Source organism: Agriterribacter humi (assembly GCF_009192765.1).
Classification (GTDB): Bacteria; Bacteroidota; Bacteroidia; order Chitinophagales; family Chitinophagaceae; genus Agriterribacter; species Agriterribacter humi.
On the sequence record NZ_VOHQ01000009.1, the window covers coordinates 168,008 to 193,717 of the forward strand.

The following is a 25,710-nucleotide window of genomic DNA, read 5'->3' on the forward strand; positions in this document are numbered from 1 at the left end:
CATCCTTAACCACGGCAACCTTCAGCACCCTCTGCACGGCAATACACCATTTCGTATAGTGCAAAACATTTTTTGCATAACAGTTTTTCCCGCTCTCCAGATTAAAATGAGGTTTGAGGTGTAAACAACACAGTTGAATCGTAAACCATATTGTAAACACATTAAACTGCCGCATCATGAACAAAAGTGAAAGCATCTTCGGTATTTCTTTCAGTATTGAGGAAGTTAAAGACATGTTTAAGAACACAAGCTCAGCTATATATGAATTGCTGAGCGGGGAATCCTGTATTGTTGTTACTCCGCCCTTACCGCCGGGAACGTAATTGCAATACCGCATTGAGGTTTTGTTTCACCAGGAATCTTTAACAGGATTCCTTTTTTGCGGGTGAGCACCTGTTTACCTGGCGTTTTCGATTTGGACTTATTGCATATGCTTCCACTTTCTCAGTGATTTTAAAATAACCTGTATGAAGAACAAAGAATACCTGGCAAAAAGAGATGAACTGGTTTCTTTTTTTTCCGGGGACAACCATTTAAAAGATGATGAAAAGCTGGGCATCCAGTTCAATCTTGTAAGTGCCAGCCTGCTTAACTACCTGCCCGAAATAGCGTTTCCCCATCATGAGGATATTTATAAAAACATTTTGCTTCATCAGCATCTCAGCAGGCTTGAAGAATCATTTTATGGTGCGCTGGATTATGTAACCTGCGAAAACTTAAACAAGGATATACGATCGGTGCTGCGATATAAGCCTTCTATTATCTGTACTTTTCATACCGGCTCGTACCGGGTAATTAATCTGTGGTTAACCAAACATAATATCCCGTACGTGCTGGTTATTGCCAGAAACGTGATTGCCGCCCAGGGCGACCGCTTTTTGCAATCTTATAACCAACTGCCAGGTTCACATAAAGCGCATTCATTTTCATGGATTGATGCCGAATCGCCATCGTCGGGGCTAAAAATGTTACGCGAAATTAAAAACGGTAAAAATCTCTTACTGTACATAGATGGCAATACAGGCTCTGGCAGTAATACAATGAGTAATCACAATCATTTGACAATTGATTTCTTCGCCCGCCAGATCTTTGCAAGGAAAGGCATTGCGCTCCTGGCGCATATTGCACATTCGCCCATTATAACCGTGGCTTCCTACCGGAAATCCATAGCCGATATAAGACTTCGTTTCTTTGATCCGCTTTTTCCTGACGCAAAACAGGAGCGGGCCGCTTTTGCAAAGGCAACCACTCAAAAAATATACAATATGGTTGCGCCCATAATAAAGGCCCACCCCCACCAATGGGAAGGCTGGATGTACCTGCATAAATCGGCCCGTATCACTGTCACTGATGAAAAATTAGCCGGTAGCGCAAACATGAAACCAGTTGCCTGTGAGCGTGTATTATTCAATTCTGCAGGATTTGGTATATTTAAGATAGAGGATAATGCATTTTTATTCCAGAAAAACAATTACAGGTTTTATCCTGTTAATAAATCCTTGTATCATTTATTGTCTGGCTGCATGTTGCAACCCGTGAGCAGAAAAAATATTGAGTCCGGCTTATTTTCCCTGTTATACGCAAAAAAAGTGCTGGTGAGCGTTTAACAGCCTGTAAAGCAATTTATATGCAAACGATAGTTTATGCATCTATTTTTCAAATCGGGATATAAGAAAATACATCCTGCTGTTATTCATACCTGCGCCTGGATAGCTTATACCGGTTATATTTATATTGCCAATTACCTGTCTAACCCGAAGTTGAGGATAATTGATACCATCACATTTCTTATTCCCTATTATATTACTTTTTATGTAGTGCTTTATTTCCTTAACCTCTTTAAAAACAGGGGCCTTGCCTGGAGCATTGCGTCTTTTTTTATTGTTTTTGTGTTAATGTCGGTGTTCGGCTATTGCTTTATTTACTGGCTTTTGCCGTTAATGGGTTTAAAGCTTTACAAAACAGGGGATTTCCTTCTTTTCCTGCAGGCGGCTGTATTGGGATATGTGCAGTTCTTCACCTATGCCATGCTCTATTTTTATTTTTATAAAACCATCAGGAAGGAACGCGAATTACGAAAACTGGAAGAGGAAAAATCAAAGCTCGAACAACAGAAAATACAGAAGGAACTGGAAAATGCAATATTGAAACAACAGGAGCTAAAGGCAAAACAGGAAAAGCTGGAGTTTGAATATGCTTTCCTGCGATCCCAGATCAACCCTCATTTTCTGCACAATACGCTGAACATTCTCTTCTCGCAGGCAATGAAAGTATCGCCCGACCTGGCCGATAATATCGGGAAACTGAGCGACATGATGCGTTATTCAATGGAAAGCATGGAATACAAAAGCGGCGTTGTCTCCGTTCAAAAAGAATTAGACAACCTGCAAACTCTGATAGAGATCAATAATATGCGCTTTGCCCAAGCGCATGCTGTAGACTATTGCGTGGAAGGCGAAGTGCAGGGACAGCTTGTGCCCCCGCTTTGTATGATAACGATTGTTGAAAATGCCTTTAAATACGGTGATAGTAAAGATGCTGCCCACCCCGTTCAGATAAAAGTGAAGCTGCGTACAGGACAGGTTTATTTTTTTTGTCGCAATAAAAAAAAGAAAAATAATATCGAGCTTTCCTCCCATAGCATAGGAATAACCAACCTCACTAAGCGCCTTGATGCTGTATTTAAGGACAGGTACAGGATTGAAACAACCGATGAAGAAATGTTTTATACTTTCGAGTTAACCATAAACACCACCTGATATGATTAAATGTGTAGTAGTAGATGATGAATTACCGGCTATTGATGTACTGGCAACCTATATCAACCAATTGCCCGGCATTGAACTGGCGGGGACTGCCACAAATCCTTTGGAAGGAATTGAAATCATTAAGCAAACGCATCCTGATGTAGTGTTTTTGGACGTTCAGATGCAGGAGATGAACGGACTTGAATTGATGCAGCTTCTTGACAAAGAAACACTCGTTGTATTTTGCACCGCCTATTCGGAATTTGCAATAAAGAGTTATGACCTCCGCGCCGTGGATTACCTGATGAAACCTATTCGCTTACCGCGCTTTATGCAAGCCATTGAGCGTGTAGCTGATATGATGTCAGCCAAATCAACCATCGTGCCGGAAGCGATCCCGGATGATTATCTTTTTGTAAAAACAGAGCATAAAGGGAAGATGATAAAAATTGACATGCAGGATATTGATTTCGTAGAGGCGTTACGTAACTACGTGGCATTTTACAGGGGAAAACAGAAAACACTGGCTTATATTTCCATGAAAGAACTGGAAAACCGTTTACCCAAAAGCCAGTTCGTCCGTGTGCACAAATCCTTTATTGTGGCAATAAAACAGGTCAGCTCTATGGAATACAGCGAACTTATACTGAAGAATACTTCAAGGCATATCCCGATCGGTAATAATTACAAAGCCCTGTTTATGGATCTGTTAAAAGATAAGTTGCTTTTTTGGGGAACGGTTGCAAGCATAATGTGCGAAGGGACCGGGTAGCAGCAGTTTTGTAAAAAACCTTTTTAAACGAAGGCGGTAAATGTCCCGCGAGATCCCTGGGCCCCGCGAAAAAACCTATGATTGCCCGTACAAAGGCTTCACAATTTTGATATCTGTAAAAATCATTGCAACAGCAGCCGGCATTCTTTCAGCAGTGCTTCTTTATCTATGGCAGCAGTGCCCACAATTTCGCATACCAGCCCTCCGGCTATATTGGCTGCTTCCGCCATCAGGTGAACGTTGCGGGTAGCGGCATACACCAGCGAAGCCACCGCTATCACTGTATCGCCGGCGCCGCTTACATCGGCAATATCGCGGATATGTGAAGGCACAATGGCGCCTTCATCCTTTTGCTTATAAAAAACACCTTTTTCGGAAAGCGTAATTAAGGAAATTTGATGACCCAGCTTTTCGGCCAACGCATCATGAATATCGTGGAGTAATTTTTCATTCACTTCACCGGCAATGATATTCAGCCCTTCCATCGCTTCTTTTAAATTGGGCTTAAAAATATCTACACTTTTATAGGCGAAAAAGTTTTTACGCTTGGGGTCAACGGCAGTAATGATATGGTTGTGCCTGCACAGGTCAATTACTTTTTGTATTACCAGTTCCGTAAGCACCCCCTTGTTATAATCTTCCAGAATAATTACCTGCGGCTTTTCCTGCGCTATATAATGCTGCACGGCCAGTATCAATCTGTTCTCATCCTCATAACCCAAATCATCGGTAACTTCATGATCCAGCCGCATCATTTGCTGGTTGCGGCCAATAACGCGGATCTTGTTGGTAGTGATTCTTTTTGAACTTTGCAATATAAAACTGGTATCAATGCCCTGCTGCGCAAACATTTTTTGCAGGGCATGGCCATCATCATCATTACCCGTTACTGATATTACCGATGCCCTGGCGCCTAAAGAACAAATGTTCAGCGCCACATTGCCTGCTCCGCCTATACGGTATTCTTTTTTATTTACAGCCACAATAGGCACGGGCGCTTCGGGCGAAATACGGTCAACCTTACCCCACATATAGGTATCCAGCATAACATCGCCCACAATACCTACTTTTATATTTTTAAAGGATTCAAAAAGATTTGCTATATCGTTCATGCCTTAACGGATTTGGAATTTGAGATTTTAGATCTGAGATTGAGGCAGCAATCAGATTCAGCGCTCAACCCTCAGATTTGGATTTGGAAAGTTTATTGTTTTTGATTTCTTGTTTTATTCTTCAGATTTCAAGCTTAAGGCTTCGGATTTGTCAATTGAAATTTCTTTGGTTCTTGTCTTTTGTCATTTGGTGCTTTGCATTCCTCCCTGCAACATGCAACTTGTAACCTGTAACCTGCAACAATTTCCACATTTTCAAATTTCCAAATTCTCAAATTCTCATCCTGCTCTTTGCAATATAATACACCGGTATTCCCAGTAAAATAATGCCCAGCCCCGGGAGCGTGTAGTTGCTTTCAAAAATCAGCAGCAATATGGCCAATGCTGTGGCTGCCAGTATGTAAACCATGGGCAGTACCGGGTAACCAAACGCCTTATAGCTGCGCGCAATATCAGGCCGCTTCCTGCGCAATATGTATATACCGGTTATGGTAAGCACATAAAACACCAGCACGCCAAATATTACCATAGCCAGCAAATCATTATAGCTCCCTGTAAGGCATAAGGCCGATGCCCATACGCATTGTATCCACAACCCGCGACCCGGAACGCTGAATGCATTTAATTGTCCCGCCCCTTTAAAAAACAGCCCATCCTTTGCCATAGTATAATAAATACGGGCGCCCGCCAAAATTAAGCCGTTGTTGCATCCAAATGTAGAGATCATGATCATTACCGCCACAATGAGCGAACCGTTGTTGCCAAAAATTTTCTCCGCGGCCGCCACACCCACCCTGTCGTTTGCGGCAAAAGCAATTTCATTAAAAGGCAACACAGCCAAATACATTACATTAGCCGCAACATAAACAATGGTAACAATAGATGTTCCCAGGAACAATGCCCTTCCTATATTTTTTTCGGGGTTTTTAATTTCAGCAGCAATAAAGGTTACATTATTCCAGGCATCGCTGCTGAATAAAGTACCTTTCATTGAAACTGCAATAGCGCCAAATAAAGCCAATCCCGACAGCAGCGTAGTAACCGTTTGGCCATTTACATTTGCAATATTCGAAAATTGCCAGGCATTTTGCCAGTTGGCATTCCATACTTCCGCTTTGGCGCCGGTTAAAAAACCAAATACAATTAAACCCAATAAAGAAAGGATCTTGGTAAGCGTAAAAGTGGTTTGAATGATCTTTCCGTTTTTAACTCCCCGGCTATTAATATAAGTAAGAAGAATAATTGAGATGATAGCCAATACCTGTGCTCCGGAAATTTTAAACCATGCAATATGAAATAATACATTTTGTTCGCTAAACGCCGGAATAAGATAGGCTGTGAATTTTGCAAAGGCAACCGCCACTGCGGCAATGGTACCGGTTTGTATTACGCCAAACTGCGTCCATCCAAATAAAAAGGCCACAAACGGATTGTAGGCTTCCCTGAGGTAAACGTATTGCCCGCCGGCTTTGGGAAACATGCCCGACAGCTCGCCATAGCTCAGGGCGGCAATTAAAGTAACTACACCAGCCAGTATCCACATCAGCAACAACGTTCCTGCTCCGCCTACATTACGTGCAATTTCGGCGCTCACAATAAATATACCCGACCCTATCATGGATCCCGCAACCAGCATGGTGGCATCCAATAATCCCAGCGAAGGTTTAAATTGTTTTGAGGTATCCTTCTCCATAAAAAAATCCCGGAACTTTCCGGGACCTGAAGATAATACATTCAATTGCTCCTGCCTGCTATTTTTTCTTCTCTTCTTTTTTATACATGGCATTCAACCCCGTAATCACATCTTCCGTAATATTAAACACAGGGTCTTCATACAAAAAGATATTCGCGTTTTTGGAATAAGAAAAAACATACGTATATCCCCTTTCCTTACAGTAGCCCGTTAAATAATCATTTATTTTCTTAAAAATATCATCGCGCATGATCATCGCTTCCTGCTGCACATCCTGTTCCGTTTTGCGGCGCTGGTTTTCCAGCACCTGCAATTGCTGATCATACTCTTTTTTAAAGGCGTCTGCTTCGGCCTGCGTAATGGCATTTCCCCTTTTCAAAAAATCTATCCGCCGCTTGTCCAATTGCTGGTAGGCTCCGTTCAACTGCCTGTCTAACCCGTCCTTCTTTTTTTCAAAAGATTCCATTTTGCCTTTATAAAATTCAAACCTTGCGTCTATTGAATCCAGGTCTACATATGCGATCTTTAAAGTCTTTGCATGTGAAGTATCGCCCGAACGCAGTTCGGTAAGCAGGTTGCGCAGCTTACTGGTATGGGTTTGCTGCTGGTAAAACAATATGCCTGCCAGAACCAAAGCGATTGAACTCAATATTATGGAGAGATACTTCATGCGTGTTTTTTTTGCAAATTATACAAATAACAAATAAGCATATTGCTTTTAAAGAACACTTAACAATAGTGCAAAAAACCAGGGTCAATAACGGCTACTTTCACGCTGCTGCCTGTTTCCGGACCCGTAATGATTTTGGAGGTTACCGGCAGCAGAAATTGTGGCATCGTTTCTTGCGTCGCAATCACTTCATCTGCAGTACCAACACATCAGCAATGCTTCCGTAAGCGTTAGTACCGACGGTGCTGTAATGGATTGCTCAGCTATTCATAATAAAAAAGGAGCAGAGATTGTGCTCTACTCCTTCCAGATTATTTTATCAAATTATTCTTCCTCATCAAAGCTCATGGCCTCACGGGTAGTTTGCAACAATTCGTATTCTTCCTTGCTGCCTACTATTACATTGTCAAACTCACGCAGCCCTGTACCAGCCGGTATAGGATGTCCGGTAATTACATTTTCTTTCAGCCCGAGCATATCATCCGTTTTACCCTGTATGGCGGCTGAGCTCAGCACCTTGGTTGTTTCCTGGAATGATGCAGCGGATATCCAGCTATGCGTACCCAATGATGCTTTGGTAATACCCAGCAATACTGGTTTAGAAGTGGCGGGATTGGCGTCCCTGAATTCTACCAGTTTTTTATCGCCCCTGCGAAGGATAGAGTTTTCTTCACGCAATTCGCGCAAACTTACAATTTGTCCTGCACGCAGTTTAGCAGAATCGCCGGGCTCCGTTACTACCTTCTTATCATATATCCAGTCATTCTCTTCAATAAATTCAAAGCGGTCTTCCAGGTCTTCCTCCAGGAACTTGGTATCGCCCGGCTCAACAATTTCAATCTTCTTCATCATCTGCCTTACAATTACCTCAATATGCTTATCATTTATGCGCACACCCTGCAGGCGGTATACTTCCTGAATTTCGTTTACTACGTATTCCTGTACTGCAAAAGGCCCTTTAATATTAAGAATATCGGCAGGAGCTGTTTGCCCGTCAGACAAAGGCGTACCGGCTCTTACAAAGTCGCCGTCCTGTACAAGAATTTGCCGTGTAAGGGGAACTAAGTATTTTTTTACAACGCCATCCTTGGCTTCAATGATAATCTCGCGGTTACCCCGTTTTACCACACCAAAAGAAACTACCCCGTCAATTTCAGAAACAATGGCAGGATTGCCCGGGTTACGTGCTTCAAACAATTCCGTTACACGTGGTAAACCACCGGTAATATCACGCAGCTTGCCCAATACACGTGGGATTTTAACCAATACCTGCCCGGCGCGAACCTCTTCTGTTTCATCAACTACAATATGCGAACCTACGGGAAGGTTATACGTTTTAATTTCCTTGCCTTCCACCAAAAGCATTGGTATCTTGGTCTTATCTTTTGTTTCAATTACTACTTTTTCCCGGTGTCCTGTTTGTTCATCAGCTTCCTCGCGATAGGTAAATCCTTCCAGTACACTGTCAAACTTGATGGTTCCTGCCTGTTCAGAAATAATTACATTATTAAATGGATCCCATGAACAGATAATATCGCCCTTCTCTACTTTTTGGCCATCTTTTACCATTAAAGTGGCGCCGTAAGGAATATTATTGGTAATGAGCAGCCTGTCATTTTTTACATCAATGATCCTCAGTTCACCTGTACGGCCAATTACAATCTGTATTTTTTCGCCCTGGTTGTTTTCTGCAGTTACCGTACGCAACCCGTCAAACTGCACAGTGCCATCGAACTTAGCGGCTAACTGCGAATCAACGGTAGCCGACCCTGCCACACCACCCACGTGGAAGGTACGAAGGGTTAACTGTGTACCTGGTTCACCGATTGACTGGGCGGCAATAATACCTACTGCATCTCCCCTTTGGGCAAGATAACCCGTTGCCAGGTTAAGTCCGTAGCATTTTACACAAACACCACGCTTGCTTTCGCATGTTAACACAGAACGTATCTCCACGGTTTCAATTCCGCTTTCTTCAATTGTTTTAGCAACTTCTTCTGTAATTTGCTCACCTGCCCCTATAATCAACTCATCTGTTACAGGATTGTATACATCGTGTACCGAAGTGCGTCCTAATATACGATCGTATAAAGGTTCTACTATATCTTCATTATCTTTTAATGCGCTGATGGCGATGCCCCGCAACGTGCCACAATCTTCATCATTGATCACCACATCCTGGGCCACATCTACCAAACGGCGGGTGAGGTAACCGGCATCGGCTGTTTTTAAAGCGGTATCGGCCAAACCCTTACGTGCACCGTGTGTTGAAATAAAATATTCCAATACATTCAGCCCATCTTTAAAGTTGGATAAGATCGGGTTTTCAATGATCTCTGATCCGCTGGAACCACTTTTACGTGGTTTAGCCATCAAACCTCTTATTCCTGCGAGCTGTTTTACCTGTTGCTTACTACCACGGGCACCCGAATCCAGCATCATATAAACAGAGTTGAAGCCTTGTTTATCTGTTGCCATTTCACGTATAAGCGTTTCCGTAACACGGGTATCCACACGCGACCATATATCAATGATCTGGTTATACCGTTCGTTATTGGTAATGAGACCCATGTTGTAGTTTTCCCAAACTTCTTTTACTTCTTCGGATGCTGAATCAACCAGTTCCTGCTTCAACTGAGGGATAACAAGATCATTAATATTAAAGGAAAGCCCTCCTCTGAATGCGGTACGGAAACCCAATTGCTTGATATCGTCAAGGAATTTAGCGGTTTTGGGAACATTGGTAATTTTAATGATGTCACCAATAATTTCCCTGAGTGATTTTTTGGTAAGTAATGCATTTATAAATCCTACTTCTTCGGGAACATGCTGGTTAAAAATTACACGACCTACTGTGGTATCAATGAGTTTCTTTTCCAGCTCACCGTTATCTTTGCGAAGTGTGGCTCTTACCCTGATATGTGCATGGAGGTCAACCTTATTTTCGTTGTAGGCAATAATAACCTCTTCTGCGCTATAAAAGCTCTTACCTTCTCCTTTTACCTTTTCTGTTTCGGTTGATTTCTTACCTTTTGAAATATAATACAAACCCAGTACCATGTCCTGCGAAGGAAGGGTAATAGGTGTGCCGTTTTGCGGGTTGAGAATATTGTGCGAAGACAGCATAAGCAACTGCGCTTCCAAAATAGCGGCGCTGCTCAGTGGAACGTGAACGGCCATTTGGTCACCATCAAAGTCGGCGTTGAACGCAGAACATACCAACGGGTGTAACTGTATCGCTTTCCCTTCTACCAATTTTGGCTGAAATGCCTGGATGGATAAACGGTGCAGTGTGGGGGCACGGTTTAGCATAATAGGATGTCCCTTAAGAATGTTTTCAAGGATATCCCAAACTATTGCTTCCTTACGGTCAACTAATTTTCTGGCGCTTTTTACTGTTTTTACAATACCTCTTTCAATGAGCTTGCGGATAATAAAGGGCTTAAACAATTCAGCGCCCATATCTTTTGGCAGTCCGCACTCATGCAATTTCAAATCTGGCCCTACCACAATTACCGAACGTCCCGAATAGTCAACACGTTTACCCAAAAGGTTCTGACGGAAACGACCCTGCTTTCCTTTAAGCACATCACTCAACGATTTCAATGCACGTCCGCCTTCGGCTTTAACCGCATTGGATTTACGTGAGTTATCAAACAAAGAATCTATGGCTTCCTGGAGCATACGTTTTTCGTTACGCAGGATCACTTCAGGCGCTTTGATCTCCAGCAGGCGTTTTAAACGGTTATTACGGATAATAACGCGGCGGTATAAATCATTCAGATCAGATGAAGCGAAACGGCCACCGTCCAAAGGCACTAACGGGCGAAGTTCCGGAGGTATAACCGGTATATACTGCATTACCATCCATTCCGGACGATTTTCAATTCTGCCGTTGGCATCGCGAAACGATTCCACTACGCTCAAACGTTTTAAAGCATCCGCTTTACGCTGCTGCGAGGTTTCAGTAGCGGCTGCATTGCGCAGGTCGTAACTCAACTGATCCAGATCAATTCGTCCGAGCATGGCATGAATAGCTTCCGCACCCATTTTAGCGATGAACTTCAGGGGATCATCATCAGGAAGGTATTGGTTGTCTTTAGGGAGATTTTCCAGTATCTCTAAGTATTCTTCTTCAGGAAGCAGGTCTCCCACTTTAAGATTACGGTCTTCGCGTATGCCCGGCTGTATTACTACGTATCTTTCGTAGTATACAATGCTTTCCATTTTTTTGGAACTGATGCCCAGCAGGTAACCGATTTTATTGGGAAGGCTTTTAAAATACCATATATGAACTACCGGCACTACTAATTTGATATGCCCCATCCTTTCGCGGCGCACTTTTTTTTCTGTAACTTCCACACCACAGCGGTCGCAAACAATACCCTTATAACGGATACGCTTATACTTACCGCAGGCACATTCATAATCTTTTACCGGTCCAAAAATTCTTTCGCAGAACAAACCATCTCTTTCGGGCTTGTAGGTACGATAGTTAATGGTTTCAGGCTTCAAAACCTCACCATAAGACCGCTCCAGGATGGCATCCGGGGAAGCCAGGCTGATCGTGATCTTGGAAAAATTTGACTTGGGGCGATTATCTTTTTTGATAGCCATATAGCGTTTATAATTTGTAGTTTGTTGTTTGTTGTTGCATGAATGCTGAACGGTTTATGAAATATTCATTCACCACCCATTGCTTACTATTCAAATTTCAACTCTAATCCTAATCCTCTCAATTCGTGCACCAATACATTGAATGATTCGGGCAATCCAGCTCTTGGAATGTTATCGCCTTTTACAATAGCCTCATAGGTTTTTGCACGGCCAATAATATCATCCGATTTCAGGGTCAGCAGTTCCTGCAATATGTTGGATGCACCATATGCTTCCAGCGCCCACACTTCCATTTCACCAAAACGCTGTCCGCCAAATTGTGCCTTACCACCCAATGGTTGCTGTGTAATTAAGCTGTAGGGTCCAATGCTTCTTGCATGCATCTTATCATCCACCATGTGGTGCAGCTTGATCATATAAATGATACCTACGGTAGCTTTCTGATCAAAGCGGTCGCCGGTTTCACCATCGTACAGGTAAGTATGACCGAAAGAAGGCAACCCCGCTTTATCAACATAGCCTGCAATTTCTTCAACGGAAGCACCATCAAAAATTGGTGTAGCGAATTTCACCCCTAATTTTTCGGCAGCCCATCCCAGCACGGTTTCATATATCTGTCCGAGGTTCATACGACTGGGTACGCCCAAAGGATTCAATACAATATCTACCGGTGTGCCATCTTCAAGGAAAGGCATATCTTCTGCACGAACAATTTTAGCTACAATACCTTTATTACCGTGGCGTCCCGCCATCTTATCTCCCACCTTCAGCTTGCGTTTTACGGCAAGGTATACTTTAGCCAGCTTCAATACACCCGCAGGCAATTCATCACCTATCGAAATATTGAATTTCTCTCTTTTGTATCTTCCTAATTCTTCGTTGAACTTGATGTTGAAGTTGTGCAGCAAAATGTTAACCTGGTTATCAATATGTGCATCACCCGTCCAGCCCAATGGGTTAATATTCTGATAATCCAGCCCGGTAAGATTTTTGGCGTTGAATTTGGCGCTCTTGCCTATCTGCATCTCACCAAAATTATTGGTTACACCGGCAGAGGATTTATTGTTCAACAACACCTGCAGCTTACCGATCAGTACGTCAAGCAAATCCTTTTCGTTCTGCTCATGTACTTTTTCCAGCTTATCAATAGCGGCCTTTTCGCGCACCTTCATGTTCTTATCTTTCTTGGCGCGCTGAAACAGCTTCTTATCAATTACCACACCTTCGGTTCCGCTCGGCGCCTTCAACGAGGCATCCTTGGCATCTCCTGCCTTATCGCCAAAGATGGCCCTCAGTAATTTTTCTTCCGGTGTAGGATCACTTTCTCCCTTAGGCGTAATTTTACCAATGATGATATCACCTTCCTTAACCTGAGCACCTATGCGAATAATGCCATGCTGATCAAGGTCCTTGGTGGCTTCTTCAGATACGTTGGGAATATCAGGCGTTAATTCTTCTTCTCCCAGTTTGGTATCGCGTACTTCGAGTTCATATTCAGAAATATGGATAGAAGTAAACAAATCTTCACGGGCTACTTTTTCACTGATCACGATAGCATCTTCAAAGTTGTACCCTTTCCATGGCATGAAAGCCACTTTAAGATTGCGACCTAAAGCCAGCTCACCATCTTTTGTTGCGTATCCTTCAGTAAGAAAATCACCGTTTTTAACGCGCTGACCCTTTTTAACAGCCGGGCGGAGATTGATACAGGTTTCCTGGTTCGTTTTCATGAACTTGGTAAGCCTGTAAATCCTGAGATCATCTTCAAAGCTCACTAATTTCTGCGCTTCATCTCTTTCGTAACGTACATGTATTTCGTTGGCATCCACAAACTCTACCACACCTTCGCCATCTGCATGTATCTGGATACGGGCATCCCTTGCCGCTTTTCCTTCCAGCCCGGTGCCCACAAAAGGCGCCTGCGGAACAATCAGCGGAACAGCCTGGCGTTGCATGTTCGATCCCATCAGCGCACGGTTGGCATCATCATGTTCCAGGAAAGGAATAAGCGATGCGCTTAAACCCACAATCTGGTTGGGCGCCACGTCCATATATTCTACATCTGTTCTTTCCAGTATAGGGAAATCGCCGGTTTGGCGCGATCTTACCATATCTTCTACAAATGTTCCGGTGCTATCCAGGGGAGCATTTGCCTGTGCTATTTTTGCCTCGTCTTCTTCTTCGGCGCTCAGGTAGTTCAGTTGTTTCATGTCTACCTTTCCTTCATGCACTTTGCGATAGGGCGTTTCAATAAAACCCATTTCGTTGATCTTGGCGTGCACACACAAAGTAGAGATCAACCCAATGTTAGGGCCTTCCGGTGTTTCAATGGTACACAGGCGTCCATAGTGGGAGTAGTGTACGTCGCGTACCTCAAAGCCTGCACGTTCACGGCTTAAACCGCCGGGTCCGAGTGCAGAAATACGGCGTTTATGTGTGATTTCACTCAGCGGGTTCGTTTGGTCGAGAAATTGCGATAACTGCGATGTACCGAAAAATGAATTGATCACCGAGGATAATGTTCTCGCATTGATCAGGTCAACAGGGGTAAATACTTCGTTATCCCTAACATTCATTCTTTCGCGGATGGTTCTGGCCATACGTGCCAGCCCCACACCAAACTGTGCAAACAATTGCTCACCTACCGTGCGCACACGGCGGTTGCTGAGGTGATCTATATCGTCTATTTCCGCTTTGGCATTTGTTAAACGAACAAGGTATTTGATGATCTCAATAATATCTTCCTTTGTTAATGTTTTTTGATCAAGCGGCTGGTGAAGGTTCAGCTTGCGGTTGATCTTATAGCGTCCTACTTCTCCCAGGTCATACCTTTTATCAGAAAAGAAGAGTTTATCAATAATGCCACGGGCTGTTTCATTATCAGGAGCATCAGCGCCACGCAACTGGCGGTAAATATGCTGAACTGCTTCCAGTTCGGAGTTGGCGCTATCCTTATTTAAGGTATTGTATATAATCGCGTAATCTCCGCTCACTTCCTCTTTCTGAATGAATACCCCTTTCACATCCATCTCCGATATCAGGTCTACTGCTTCAGCGTCTAAAACCGTATCACGTTCCAGCACCACTTCGTTTCTTTCAATTGAAACTACTTCGCCGGTGTCCTCATCCACAAAATCCTCTACCCAGGTCCTTAATACACGGGCGGCTAATCGTTTGCCTATATAAGGTGTTAATGCTTTTTTGTCTGCCTTTACTTCGTCGGCCATACCGAATAATTCCAGTATATCCTTATCGGTCTCAAATCCTATAGAACGCAATAAAGTAGTTACAGGGAATTTCTTTTTCCGGTCAATGTACGCATACATTACATTGTTAATGTCTGTAGCGAATTCCATCCATGCCCCCTTAAAAGGAATTACCCTTGCGGAGTAAATTTTTGTACCGTTGGGGTGCAGTGACTGTCCGAAGAATACTCCCGGTGAACGGTGTAGCTGGGATACAACCACCCTTTCTGCTCCATTGATCACAAATGTGCCGCGTGGCGTCATATAGGGGATGTTACCCAAAAATACATCCTGAACAATGGTTTGGAAATCCACATGCTCTTCATCGTTACAGCTTAAGCGTAACTTGGCTTTTAACGGAACAGCATAGGTTAAACCACGTTCCATACATTCTTCAATGCTGTAGCGTGGCGGATCAATAAAATAATCCAGGAACTCCAGCACGAAAATGTTCCGGGTATCCGTAATCGGAAAATTTTCCTTGAACACTTTAAACAGCCCTTCAACATTCCGCTTGTCCGGCGTTGTTTCCAACTGGAAAAACTCTTTAAAAGACTGAATCTGGATTTCTAATAAGTCCGGCGTTTCCGCTAAATGCTTGATTTTTCCGAAATCAATTCTATTGTGTGTAGCAACTTTTGTTGAAGACATAGTATAAAAAGCGCTTTTTATTTGGTTCAATGACGAAATACCCGCATCCCTCTGTTTTCGCTTGGAAACAAAAGAAATTAGAAATCAGTCACTTATAATTCAATTGAAAAGTCAAATTGTATCAGGCCCAATTTAAGGAGTGCAAAGGTACAGAATATAGGCATTATAACAAGCTTTTTTAAATTTTAACCTGTTTTTTTATACGCAGTGATTAAAATGTGGAAAAAATTAACCTTCAGTATCTTTGTATTAAAAATAATGCACATGTATTTGATGCCTGCTTCCTCTCCTTTTTGATACGCTAAGCGAATTGGTAAGCGCATATTTCAAAAATGCAAGCATGACGGTTTAAGGAAATTATTTAAATGCAGACATAACAGGTTTGCCACGCCACGCCTGAGGCATTTTTAAACCTAAAATGTAAGCAAGCGTTGCGGCGGTATCGTACGTAATAATTACATCCGTTATCTCATTTCCACTTCGCACTTCAGGTCCATTCATAATCCAGGGTATTAAAACCTCATCTGGTGATTTACCGCCGTGTCCTTTCCCCTTGCCGCCATGGTCGGCGCTTATGATCATGATGGTTTCATTTTCGATGCCGGCATCTTTAACGGACTGAACGATAGTGCCGATCCGGCGGTCCACCCTTTTCAATTCTTCATAATATGCAGGGGTTCTGTGCCCAATATTGTGTCCAACTCCATCCGGCTCGCTGAGATGGATAAAAGTCAAATTCGGCTTTTCTTTTTTAATAACAGATGCTGCTGTGTCTGCAAAAAAATCGCCGCCGGCTTCTTCATCATGTATTACAATGTCAACTGCCTTTTTTTCAAAAAGATAACCAATTCCTTCCCAGTTATAGATTACTGCTGATTTGTATTGTGGTTTTTGCTGCTTCAGCAACCCGAAAATGCCCGGAAAAACGCCGTACTCATTTGTTGCGGCAGAAGGTATCTCAGGCGTTTTACTATCCCATTCTGTATACCCATGTAAGGTGGGGCCGGCGCCCATTAACATAGATGCCCAGTTGACAGCGCTGGAGGAGGGCAATACACTAAGCGCCTTCAGGCTCCAGGATCCGGTTGACATTAATTGCTTCAATACAGGCATGTCGGCGTCCGGAACTGCGTATGCGCCAAATCCATCAATACCGATCAGTACTACGTGTTTGATTTTCTTTACCTGTGATTTTGACTGCAACACCCCTATGGTGCAAAGCAAAAAAAACAGAACTGTTTTTTTCATCAGTTTATTTTTATGTGAAAGTTTACAGCGATAGTTTCCTGTCGCTGATGATGGTGGGGAATCGTTTTCTTATCTTGTCCGGAACCGGGTCTCTGTAAATGGTTCTGCGCCCCTGTATGGTGAGCTTTCCGCTGCTTAGCGTTACAAATGCAAAAATGGAATCTTTAAAATAATGCGGGCCTTCATTGTATACGTAGGTGGCGCTGTTGATAATAAAATAATGAACGTTGTTGCGAATACCATACCGGTCGTCGTGATCGTGCCCCATAAATACGGCAACCACTTTCCCGTTGCTCCCGCTTTTCTCGGCATTTAAATTAGCATCATCAAAAATATCCAGTATCTCATCCGCATTTCCCAACTCATCAAAATAGTCGCTGATAAAAACCGGCTGGTGCATAAAAACGATCACGGGTTTATCATTGGCAAACAGATCCTTTTTCAGCCAGTCCAATTGTGGTTGGTCGGTAAAACTCCGGAAGGGTGACGAATAAGGGCTCCAATTTGAATTATCGTAATGCACCAGTGATTTATCCTCCTTTCTTAAAAAATTCCTGTCCATTACCACAAAATGATAGCCATCAAAATCATAAGAATAGTAGGGTTGAGCCATGCCCCACAGCGCCATAATGGTTTCCTTATTGCATACATCCATATCGTGATTGCCGAGCACATGGTATTTCGGTCCTTTGAACCTGTTCCATTCGGCCATTATACCTTCGGACTGCTGCGGCCTGCAAAAGTCGCCGCATTGCAGTATAAAATCAGGCGATATCTTCAGCACTTCGTCCATGAATGCTTTCAGCCTTGTTTCCTCCTTGTTTTTAAATTGCAGGTGATGGAGGTCTGATATGATACCAAAACTCACAGCCTTTCTGCTGTTACTGTTGTCTGTGGGAAGTGAAAATACACGCGAATGCAACAGGTTGCCTGCGCCGGCTGCTGCCAGTGTTTTTATGAAATTGCGACGTTGCCACATATTGCTTACATTATTATTGCTGTGTTATTTTCTAACCACTGCGTTTCATAGATCTGGCCATCGCACATTTCTCCAGCCAGCTTGTACTGAATGGATCTATCTTACCGAACCGTGCAACATTAAACTCGGAGAGGTCGAACACCGGTTCATTTCCTGCAGCCAACTCAGCAAGCGCCAGCCCAACGCCACCGCTTACAGCAATGCCCGCTCCGCAGCAACCAGATGCCAGCAAAAAATTATCAACACCGGGCACTTTACCCATTACCAGTTGTCCATCCGGCGTATAACCCGAAAAGCCAGCTATATAATACTTAATGCCAGTTTCGTAAAAAGCCGGGAAAAATCTTGCCAGCCGTTCCGCGTTTTCAGCCAGGTCATTCATCCCTTTGTCTTCACTGAAAACGAAGTGACTGATATCGTCTGGTATTTTGTCTGGTGAGGCGTATAATGATTTTTGTTCGCGTACCCCAAACAATAGCGCACCTCCTTCGGGCCGCGCATAGGCCTGGGCATCGGGTAATAACACCATGGGCCCATCTGCAGGAAAAATATCAGCCTTATCGGTTATCCAGTACTGGCTTCTTACCGGCGCCATGGGAATTCCCGTTCCGGTTTGCTTGGCCCAAATGGGCGCCCATGCTCCAGCAGCATCAATTACAACATCTGCCTCAATTGTTCCAAGGGATGTTTTCACACCCTGCACCGCGCCGGCAGCATATAAAATTTCCGTTACGGCACAACCCTGCATAATATCCGCACCCTGCTGCTTCGCGCACCGCGCAAAAAAAGTTCCCAGCAGGTAGGGATCACAGTAAGCTTCACCCGGCATGAAACCGATGCGTAAAGCTTCGTCTGCTTTGAGCCAGGGGCACAGCCGTTGTGCCGCTTCATGACTAAGATAATCATAGGGTTGATGGAACTGTTGTGCAGTATGCATTAACTGCTCCAGTTCCTTCACGCTGCCATCGCTTGCCGCAACATGCATCATTCCTACCTTTCTCATGTCCAGCGATTCTTCCAGTTGTTTTTCCATCTGCATCACCGCCTGGTAGGTCTCCAGTGCAAGCGGTATGTAGGAATGTTTTGATCTGACGATCGTCATCAGTGCGGCGGCCCTGCTGGTAGCTGCGTTGCATATTTCGTTACGCTCAATTACAATAACTTTTTTTCCCGGATGATTACGTGTGTAATAATAGGCAATGGAGCATCCAAATATGCCGCCTCCTATTACCACCACATTTGCTTTTTTTAATATTGCTGACACGATTATTGTATTTTTTGATTGATCAGCCACATTACATCATTACGGGCTAATTACAGAACCCTGAAGAGAACAAAAGGTGCAAAAGGAACCAATTAATTAAAGCATGAACATCATATACGATTACCCTAATGACATCACATCCGCTGCGTTGTAATCCGGACAGGCTCCATGCCGGCCGGCCACAAATGCGCCCATTTTACAGGCAAATTCCAACGTCTTCTGTATATCTGGCTGAAGCATGAACCGGGAAATGAAACCCGCTAAAAAAGCATCGCCGCTTCCAATGGTATCGGCTACCTGTACTTTGAAACCGGGGTGCTCAAAATAGGTTCCGTCATGTAAAACGGATGCGCCCTTATCACCCCGGGTGGTAATAATTGTATTCAAATGAAATTTTTGCTGCAAAGCCTGCATCTGCTCATTTTCACTGCCGGAAAGCGCATACCAGGCGCCAAGCAATTGTAACTCGTCTGTATTTAGTTTCAGCAAGTCGGCGTGTTGCATAAGGTATTCCAGCACCTTTTTTTCGTAATGCGGCTTGCGCAGATTGATATCTAAAATTTTATATGGAGCGGTTTCTAACAGTTCGAAAAGGGTTTGCGCCGATTTTTCATTCCTGGCCACGAGGCTCCCAAAAATAAAATATTCCGCCGCCGACACCAGCTTTTGCACCTGCATGCTGAAAGGAATAAAATCCCAGGCCACCGGCTGAATGATCTCATAGCTCACATTATTACCACTCAGGGTAGCAAGTACCGTTCCTGTATCGTATGCTTCATCTTTTTGGATAAAAGAAGTACCCAATCCCCTTGACGAAATAAATTGCAGGAGTTCCTCCCCTAAAGGATCATTTCCAACCCTGCTGATCATAGCTGTGGGTACCTGCAAATGATTGAGATGATAAGCCACATTCATTGGAGCACCTCCCGGCAGCCTGGCGTCCGGAAGTATATCCCATAAAATTTCTCCGAAACACACGGCTGTGAAATCGTTTGTACTCATGCGTTCAAATTAGGAAAAAAACAGGATAAACGCCCATATATGTGGAAATTACTGAAAACGCTTTTTTTGTAGCGCCTCTCAAGACTATAGGCACTTTCTTACATCCTTCACCTCAAACAAATATTGATCAGTTATAGCCGCAAGCTTACTATCATTTCTGATCTGCTATATAAATGCCGCTTACTTCTGCAGCGCTCAAAGGCTTGGTGTAAATCCTCACATCATCCACCAATCCGGCGAGTGCTTTGCGTGTATCACTTCCCGCATTGTACACTCCTGTGCCATCTTCCCAGATCGTAAAAGGATAATCATTGGTGCCGTCCCATAATGGCCCTTTCAGAATGTTGAGGTCAAAAGGAGTGGCTTTCGTATATTCTGTTCCATCAATATACACATGCAGCAGTTTGGCTGTTTGATCAAATACAACGGTTACCATGTGCCATTGATTATCGGCCAATGCAGGCGCCTGCGGCGCCATTTCATTTGCCCTCCAGTCCATGCGGTTGTCTACGCCTCCGGCATCACCGGTAACTTTAACCAGCCAGCCCCTGCCCGGCGATCCCGGACCGGTATATTCGAGTGCGCCATCAGTGGCTACCAAAAAGCCGGGGTTACCACCGCTGTCCCAATCGGAATTGCCAAACAGCACAGGGTCTGAACCAATAGCTGCCAGTTTTGTCCAGAAGCTAAAGCTGAAACTTTGTGTCAGCGTTGGTCTTAATAAGTCGTGTTTAGGTAATACAGCATAAGATCCTGCACCAAATGATGCCACTCTTCCTCGTACCGGATCCGTTACAAAACCCACTTTGGCAGTCGCCTTTGACCCCTGCATAGCGTCAAACCGGTTGCCGCTCACATCAGACAGATCATTATCCATGGGCAGGTATACCAGCAGGTTGTTTCCGCTGCCGCTTGTGGTGGTAAAGCTCCAGGAAGCAGGCGTTAAAAAACCTTCGAAAGCTTTACCGTTAGCATCCACAATACTCCCGGCATCTGCCAGCACATAATAAGCTGTACCAAATTCAAGTGGAGTTCCCAGCATTACGGTTACCGTTTTACCATCAATGGATACAGATTGACCGCTAACAGGGATTTCAGCTACCTTCACATCTCCGGCGCTCTCAAACACACTAATATTTCCAGTACCTTTTTGTACATCAACAGCAAATGTAAGTCCCAGTGTAAACAAGGATGCGTCTGTGCTACCGGGCAGCGGATTGATGGCACTCAACGCCAAACCACTGGTACCTACGGTTTTAAAAGTCCATGCCGATCCGGCCGACATACCTATATACTCATTGCCCAACAGGTCGGTAACGATTCCTTTGCCCAGGGTGACGGTATAAGACTCATCTGCCCCCAGATCCACCGGCGGATTAATGGTCACTACCCGGTTGTCTTTATCAATTGTTACTGCATCTGATTCAACATCTATACGCAGGGTATCAGATTCACCCATAATCACCACTTCACCTGCTCCTTTTTTTACATTTTCACTAAAGGTTACTATCAGGTCACTGTTTACGGCAACGCCTTCTACCGCCGAAGCGGGGTTATAACTTACAACAACCGGGTTACCCGTGTCAATGGTGTGGTCGAATTTTTCTTTACACGATACGACCAGCACAGTACTCAGTACTGCCATTACAACTGGCAAAAAGTATAACCTATTATTATTTTTCATCCGTATATTTTTTGAATTTTTGAATTTGGCCGGTGAGACCTCTTGCATCCATTTTATTCTTTATAATGTCCTTATCCCGCATTATTGCCGGGCGAGGGTTACCTGGAAATTTCCTTTTCCTGTTGCTTTGGTATCGGTATTCTCCCATCCCATATAAAAGGAGAGCGTCAGTGCAGAGGAGGTAACCTTTACGCTAAATTCATCCAGAGGTTCCACCCCCACTACATTCACCATGGCGCTGTCCTGGGTTCCGGTAACAGTCCACGTTCCGGCGCCGGCATTGCCAAATACGATCGGGCAATCCCTGGCAAGGAACTTCGACGGATTGCCGGCATCATCCGTGGTAAATACCAGGCGCATCCCCCCAAACACTTCCGGTGGAACATTGTCGGGTGTAATAACATTACTGGGAATGGCCCAGGTACCAGCGAGCCGGCCTGAGACCAGTTGCTCCGGGGTCAGCACCTCATGTTTTAATTTGTCTTTTGTACAGGATGCTGCTCCTGTAATTCCTGCAACAAGCAGCACTAACAAAAATTTTGCATTCAGTCTCATTTCCTTAATTTTTTATCTTGGCACTTTAAATAAACGGTAGGGAACATTGGATTTCAGCACACTTCCTTCGAGCCCCCAACTGGCATCGGCACGGATCCCAAAATGGCTGAGCACATTCACCGCAACATCTGTAAGTCCGATCGGATAGTACGGGTGGCGCTCGGTGGCAGTACCCACCAGTTCACCATTGTTGCCTTTGCCGCTGTAATCTTTCACTATAGTGCCTCTTACTTCATCCATTTTCAGGTAAAGATTCAGCGAAGCTTTGTTGGGATGGTTACTGTTTTCAATATTGCGGAGGTACATGTAGTCTTTGATCGTTGCGGCAGACAGAACATCCGTCCATATTCTTACTTCATTTAGAGAACCTGCCCAGTTGGGTGCGCCGCCGCTGTAAGTTTGCGTCCCATCCTGTCCCAGGCACATGTAATCATAAGGTGAAGCCATTTGGTCTGCATCTTTATAAGTCAGCACTGATTCATTTACTTTTTCCCCATCCTGGTATATTGTACAGCGTTTTGTTTTATCAAATGTAACTGCCAGGTGATGCCAGTTTCCGTCTTCCAGCGGTTTGGAAGAACCAATGTCATACCGTTCCGTTTTTTGGTTGGCGATATTGATCTTCCATGTTGACCCGCTCCTGCAAATGGTAAAGCCAGGCAAGCCACCTGAATCCCAGTTCTTATCCCCTATAATGGAGGGGTCACTGTTGTTAGCACCAGCTTTCGCCCAAAATTCGATGGTGAATTTGTTCATTCCCTGTAAGGCTGTTCCCCTTATAGGGATACGCACATACGTCTTGTCGCCGGAAGCCGCTTTATTCAACGTTAAAATATTATCCGCATTTTCACGGGGGGCCAGCGCCGTACCGATCAGTTCTTTTTTGTCCATTTCTGCTCCCGAGAAAATAATCGGTACATTAATTTCTTCCGGTGTGGTGCTTTGTGGCGTTCCAGACTCTGTACCTCCGTGGGTAGAAGCCAGGAAAATATTCCAGTCTTCATTTGCAAAATCTGTACGGGACTGAATAGCAGCATGTAACCCTGCAACATATTCATCAATCTTCTGAATCGCCTGCACATAGCGCGCCTGGCGAAGCTGGAAGCCCACTTCTCCCCCTACATCAGCCGGACTGCTGAATTGCACGAATACAGCGCCCATATCTGCCTGCTTGAGCAGTTCCACCGATTTATTATAAACTTCCTCATCGGAAGCATATTGAAATTTATAATCTGCAGCAGCGTTCAACAAGCTGTTTACTTCCATAGTGCGCGCCACGGATGCTACGACTACCGAAGTGAGTACAGACTTGATGCGCGTGACCACCGAAGGATATTGCGCAAAATTGTTCCCCGAAAAAGAATTATTTTCCGTTACGCCATGTTTATCCGACGAAACGCCCGTCAACATGGTGGACCAGCCGGAACTGGTATAGGCAGGAACGCCGCCATAACCGCTCATGCTATAGGAACCGTTTGCCTTGAGCGCGCCAATACCCGGGGTGGCGGCGTAATCAATAGCGGTATTAATAATACCATCTACGCCAATCACCAGTATCTTTTTGGTTTTAGTTTGAGCAGCAACAAAACTGCCTTCCATCAGCAAAACAGCCAGTGCCAGGCAGCCATATTTAAACAAGTATTTCATTCGTATATTTTATTTTTTGTTTGGTCGAATGCCCGCCTGACCCGACGGGCAGGGAACGCCTTATATACATTCCCTTGTGTGCGAAATATTTTCATGGGCGTTTCATCCACGTGTTTTTTATTTGTATAACCGAACTACATAACTGCCCGGAATCCCTATTACAAAGTTGAAATTGTAGGCCTCATAGCTCACCTGTTCCACGCCGCCGACTTCTGTTACCATTTTCCAGGTTGCATAGGTATCCGACTGCTTTACCGGGAAATTCACATTCCAGATCTCCCCGTCATCGGTATCATCCACAAAAGTGCCCTTGAATCCTGCAGCGCGATCTTTGGTAAAGTCAATATAATCACCCGGAAGCGGCTGACCATCGAGGTATCCCACAAAACGAATTTGATTGGGCGTATCGCCCACACGTTCTATTTCCGGTTGCTTGGCCATCCCCGGCGACCAGGATAGTATATCGGTCTCTTTAAATTCCACAACAAGGGCATCTTTCAACAACCTGACGCCCGATTTGTTAGATACCTGAATATCAAAATGATATTCCCCTGCAGGAATCCTGTTTCCCTCCTGTATTTCCAGCACACCGGTATACTCATTGATGCCCACGGCGGGAACCATTACGGTATCCGACTTCAGCGCCAGCTCTTCCGCGCTTTCATTGCCAACAATAGCTTCTTTATAGCGGATCACAGGAATTTCATCGCTTAATGCACTAACCGGTTTTCCGCCGGGTTCCCGGATCTCCGCAATTTCAAACTTCAGGGGCAGTGTGGAAGTGGAAGGCTGAAAATCCCCGATGTTCTGCTGCAACCCGGAAATCGCAAATTGTTTCCTGTTTTTATAAATAATGTCCGGAGCAATACTACCCTCTTGCGGAATTTTAGTGCAGGCGCCGGCCAGCAGCATGGTAAACCCAAGCACTGCTGTCAAAAATCGGAATATCTTGTTGTTGTGTATCATCTCTTTCCTAATTAAATCCAAAAATGTGTGAATCAGCAGCGAGCACATGCACTATCCCGTTGGTAGAGCGCAGGTCTGCGGTTTCAACCTGTACAGATTGGTACAGTTCTGTGCCGCCGGGCATACCTTTGTTGAGCGAAAAGATGATATACTTAGCGCCCATATTCACATTCCCCAGGTAATCATCCTGTACGATATTAAAACGCGCTTTGGCGCCCCCATAAGTGGTATCATAACTATAAATGGTGGCCAGTTCGCTGCGCACGATTTGTTTGTCGGGAATAATATAGTTTTTAAGGATGGCTTCAATTTTTTCCATATCCTCCGCCGGAATCCCGCTGAAGGTTTTAGGCCGCTTTTCCGGATCCGGGTATACCAGGTTAAAAAAATTATGAATGGAATAATTCTTCGGAGCCAGAAAGGTGGAGCCATTGGCATTCACAGCCGCTTCCAGCCCGGTGAGGTTGATTAGTGTGACCAACGTATCAAACACTTCAGGACGGCTTTTCAGGTAATCCATGGTAGACATACCGAGGGTAGTTGTTTCGTCAGGATTCAACGTGCCGCCGTCCGCAAAATAATCCTTGCTGCATCCGGTAGTAAACACCACACTTACAAGCGCCATTGCGATTATTAATTTCATTCGTTATCTTTTATGTTTTTAATGGTCGAATGGAACTCCGCATATACATCCCCCTGTGTGAAAAACTTATCACGCTTCGTTTCATTCGTATATTTTGTTTATCATTTTTAGTTTAGTCTTGAGTTTTCAGCTATCAGCCTCCAGCTTTCAGTCTTCACATTTCACTTCTCACTATTCACCATTCACCTTTTCACTTCTCACATTTCACCTCTCAC

The 25,710-nt window shown here is 44.2% G+C and carries 18 protein-coding genes; 4 read left to right on the forward strand and 14 right to left on the reverse strand.

Annotation, left to right across the window (positions count from 1 at the left end; translation table 11 throughout):
* The first annotated feature begins 176 nt into the window (after window positions 1–176).
* The 4 genes from FRX45_RS23330 (at window position 177) to FRX45_RS15785 (ending at window position 3,519) form a co-directional block, all read left to right on the forward strand.
* Complete coding sequence (locus FRX45_RS23330; RefSeq protein WP_193311727.1) at window positions 177–323, forward strand: hypothetical protein; 147 nt, start codon at window positions 177–179, stop codon at window positions 321–323.
* Window positions 324–467: 144 nt separating this feature from the next.
* Window positions 468–1,607 (forward strand): lysophospholipid acyltransferase family protein, encoded by a 1,140-nt coding sequence (locus tag FRX45_RS15775; protein WP_152269407.1) that lies wholly within the window; start codon window positions 468–470, stop codon window positions 1,605–1,607.
* Between the two features lie 36 nt (window positions 1,608–1,643).
* A complete protein-coding gene (locus FRX45_RS15780) occupies window positions 1,644–2,759 on the forward strand; it encodes a sensor histidine kinase (RefSeq protein ID WP_152269408.1) in 1,116 nt (371 codons plus the stop codon).
* Window position 2,760: 1 nt separating this feature from the next.
* Window positions 2,761–3,519 carry a LytR/AlgR family response regulator transcription factor gene (locus tag FRX45_RS15785; protein ID WP_152269409.1) on the forward strand — a complete coding sequence of 253 codons (759 nt, stop codon included), beginning with the start codon at window positions 2,761–2,763 and terminating at the stop codon, window positions 3,517–3,519.
* A gap of 122 nt (window positions 3,520–3,641) precedes the next feature.
* Here the strand turns inward: FRX45_RS15785 and FRX45_RS15790 are convergent, their stop codons facing one another.
* From FRX45_RS15790 to FRX45_RS15855, 14 genes are all read right to left on the reverse strand, one after another.
* A complete protein-coding gene (locus tag FRX45_RS15790) occupies window positions 3,642–4,631 on the reverse strand; it encodes a bifunctional heptose 7-phosphate kinase/heptose 1-phosphate adenyltransferase (protein WP_152269410.1) in 990 nt (329 codons plus the stop codon).
* A gap of 271 nt (window positions 4,632–4,902) precedes the next feature.
* Window positions 4,903–6,417 (reverse strand): APC family permease, encoded by a 1,515-nt coding sequence (locus FRX45_RS15795; protein WP_226805413.1) that lies wholly within the window; start codon window positions 6,415–6,417, stop codon window positions 4,903–4,905.
* The gene (locus tag FRX45_RS15800) at window positions 6,383–6,994 is read right to left on the reverse strand and encodes an OmpH family outer membrane protein (RefSeq protein WP_152269411.1); all 612 of its coding nucleotides are present in this window, start codon (window positions 6,992–6,994) and stop codon (window positions 6,383–6,385) included. The genes FRX45_RS15795 and FRX45_RS15800 overlap by 35 nt, the downstream gene beginning before the upstream one ends.
* Window positions 6,995–7,318: 324 nt before the next feature.
* Window positions 7,319–11,611: a DNA-directed RNA polymerase subunit beta' gene (gene rpoC, locus FRX45_RS15805; RefSeq protein WP_152269412.1), complete on the reverse strand. Its 4,293-nt coding sequence runs from the start codon at window positions 11,609–11,611 to the stop codon at window positions 7,319–7,321.
* A gap of 86 nt (window positions 11,612–11,697) precedes the next feature.
* On the reverse strand, window positions 11,698–15,507 hold the full coding sequence (rpoB, locus tag FRX45_RS15810) for a DNA-directed RNA polymerase subunit beta (RefSeq protein ID WP_152269413.1): 3,810 nt from the start codon (window positions 15,505–15,507) through the stop codon (window positions 11,698–11,700).
* A 357-nt stretch (window positions 15,508–15,864) separates the two neighbouring features.
* On the reverse strand, window positions 15,865–16,755 hold the full coding sequence (locus tag FRX45_RS15815) for an alkaline phosphatase (RefSeq protein WP_152269414.1): 891 nt from the start codon (window positions 16,753–16,755) through the stop codon (window positions 15,865–15,867).
* Window positions 16,756–16,777: 22 nt separating this feature from the next.
* The gene (locus FRX45_RS15820) at window positions 16,778–17,734 is read right to left on the reverse strand and encodes a metallophosphoesterase family protein (RefSeq protein WP_152269415.1); all 957 of its coding nucleotides are present in this window, start codon (window positions 17,732–17,734) and stop codon (window positions 16,778–16,780) included.
* Window positions 17,735–17,765: 31 nt separating this feature from the next.
* Window positions 17,766–18,998 (reverse strand): NAD(P)/FAD-dependent oxidoreductase, encoded by a 1,233-nt coding sequence (locus FRX45_RS15825; RefSeq protein ID WP_193311728.1) that lies wholly within the window; start codon window positions 18,996–18,998, stop codon window positions 17,766–17,768.
* 120 nt (window positions 18,999–19,118) lie between these two features.
* Window positions 19,119–20,000, reverse strand: a complete 882-nt coding sequence (locus FRX45_RS15830; RefSeq protein WP_152269417.1) for a carbohydrate kinase family protein — start codon at window positions 19,998–20,000, stop codon at window positions 19,119–19,121.
* Window positions 20,001–20,151: 151 nt separating this feature from the next.
* Window positions 20,152–21,684 (reverse strand): Ig-like domain-containing protein, encoded by a 1,533-nt coding sequence (locus tag FRX45_RS15835; RefSeq protein ID WP_193311729.1) that lies wholly within the window; start codon window positions 21,682–21,684, stop codon window positions 20,152–20,154.
* A gap of 81 nt (window positions 21,685–21,765) precedes the next feature.
* On the reverse strand, window positions 21,766–22,239 hold the full coding sequence (locus FRX45_RS15840; protein WP_152269419.1) for a hypothetical protein: 474 nt from the start codon (window positions 22,237–22,239) through the stop codon (window positions 21,766–21,768).
* Between the two features lie 12 nt (window positions 22,240–22,251).
* Window positions 22,252–23,886 (reverse strand): LamG-like jellyroll fold domain-containing protein, encoded by a 1,635-nt coding sequence (locus FRX45_RS15845; RefSeq protein ID WP_152269420.1) that lies wholly within the window; start codon window positions 23,884–23,886, stop codon window positions 22,252–22,254.
* Window positions 23,887–24,003: 117 nt separating this feature from the next.
* On the reverse strand, window positions 24,004–24,822 hold the full coding sequence (locus FRX45_RS15850; RefSeq protein ID WP_193311730.1) for a DUF5007 domain-containing protein: 819 nt from the start codon (window positions 24,820–24,822) through the stop codon (window positions 24,004–24,006).
* A 37-nt stretch (window positions 24,823–24,859) separates the two neighbouring features.
* On the reverse strand, window positions 24,860–25,495 hold the full coding sequence (locus tag FRX45_RS15855) for a fasciclin domain-containing protein (protein WP_152269422.1): 636 nt from the start codon (window positions 25,493–25,495) through the stop codon (window positions 24,860–24,862).
* Window positions 25,496–25,710: the final 215 nt, after the last annotated feature.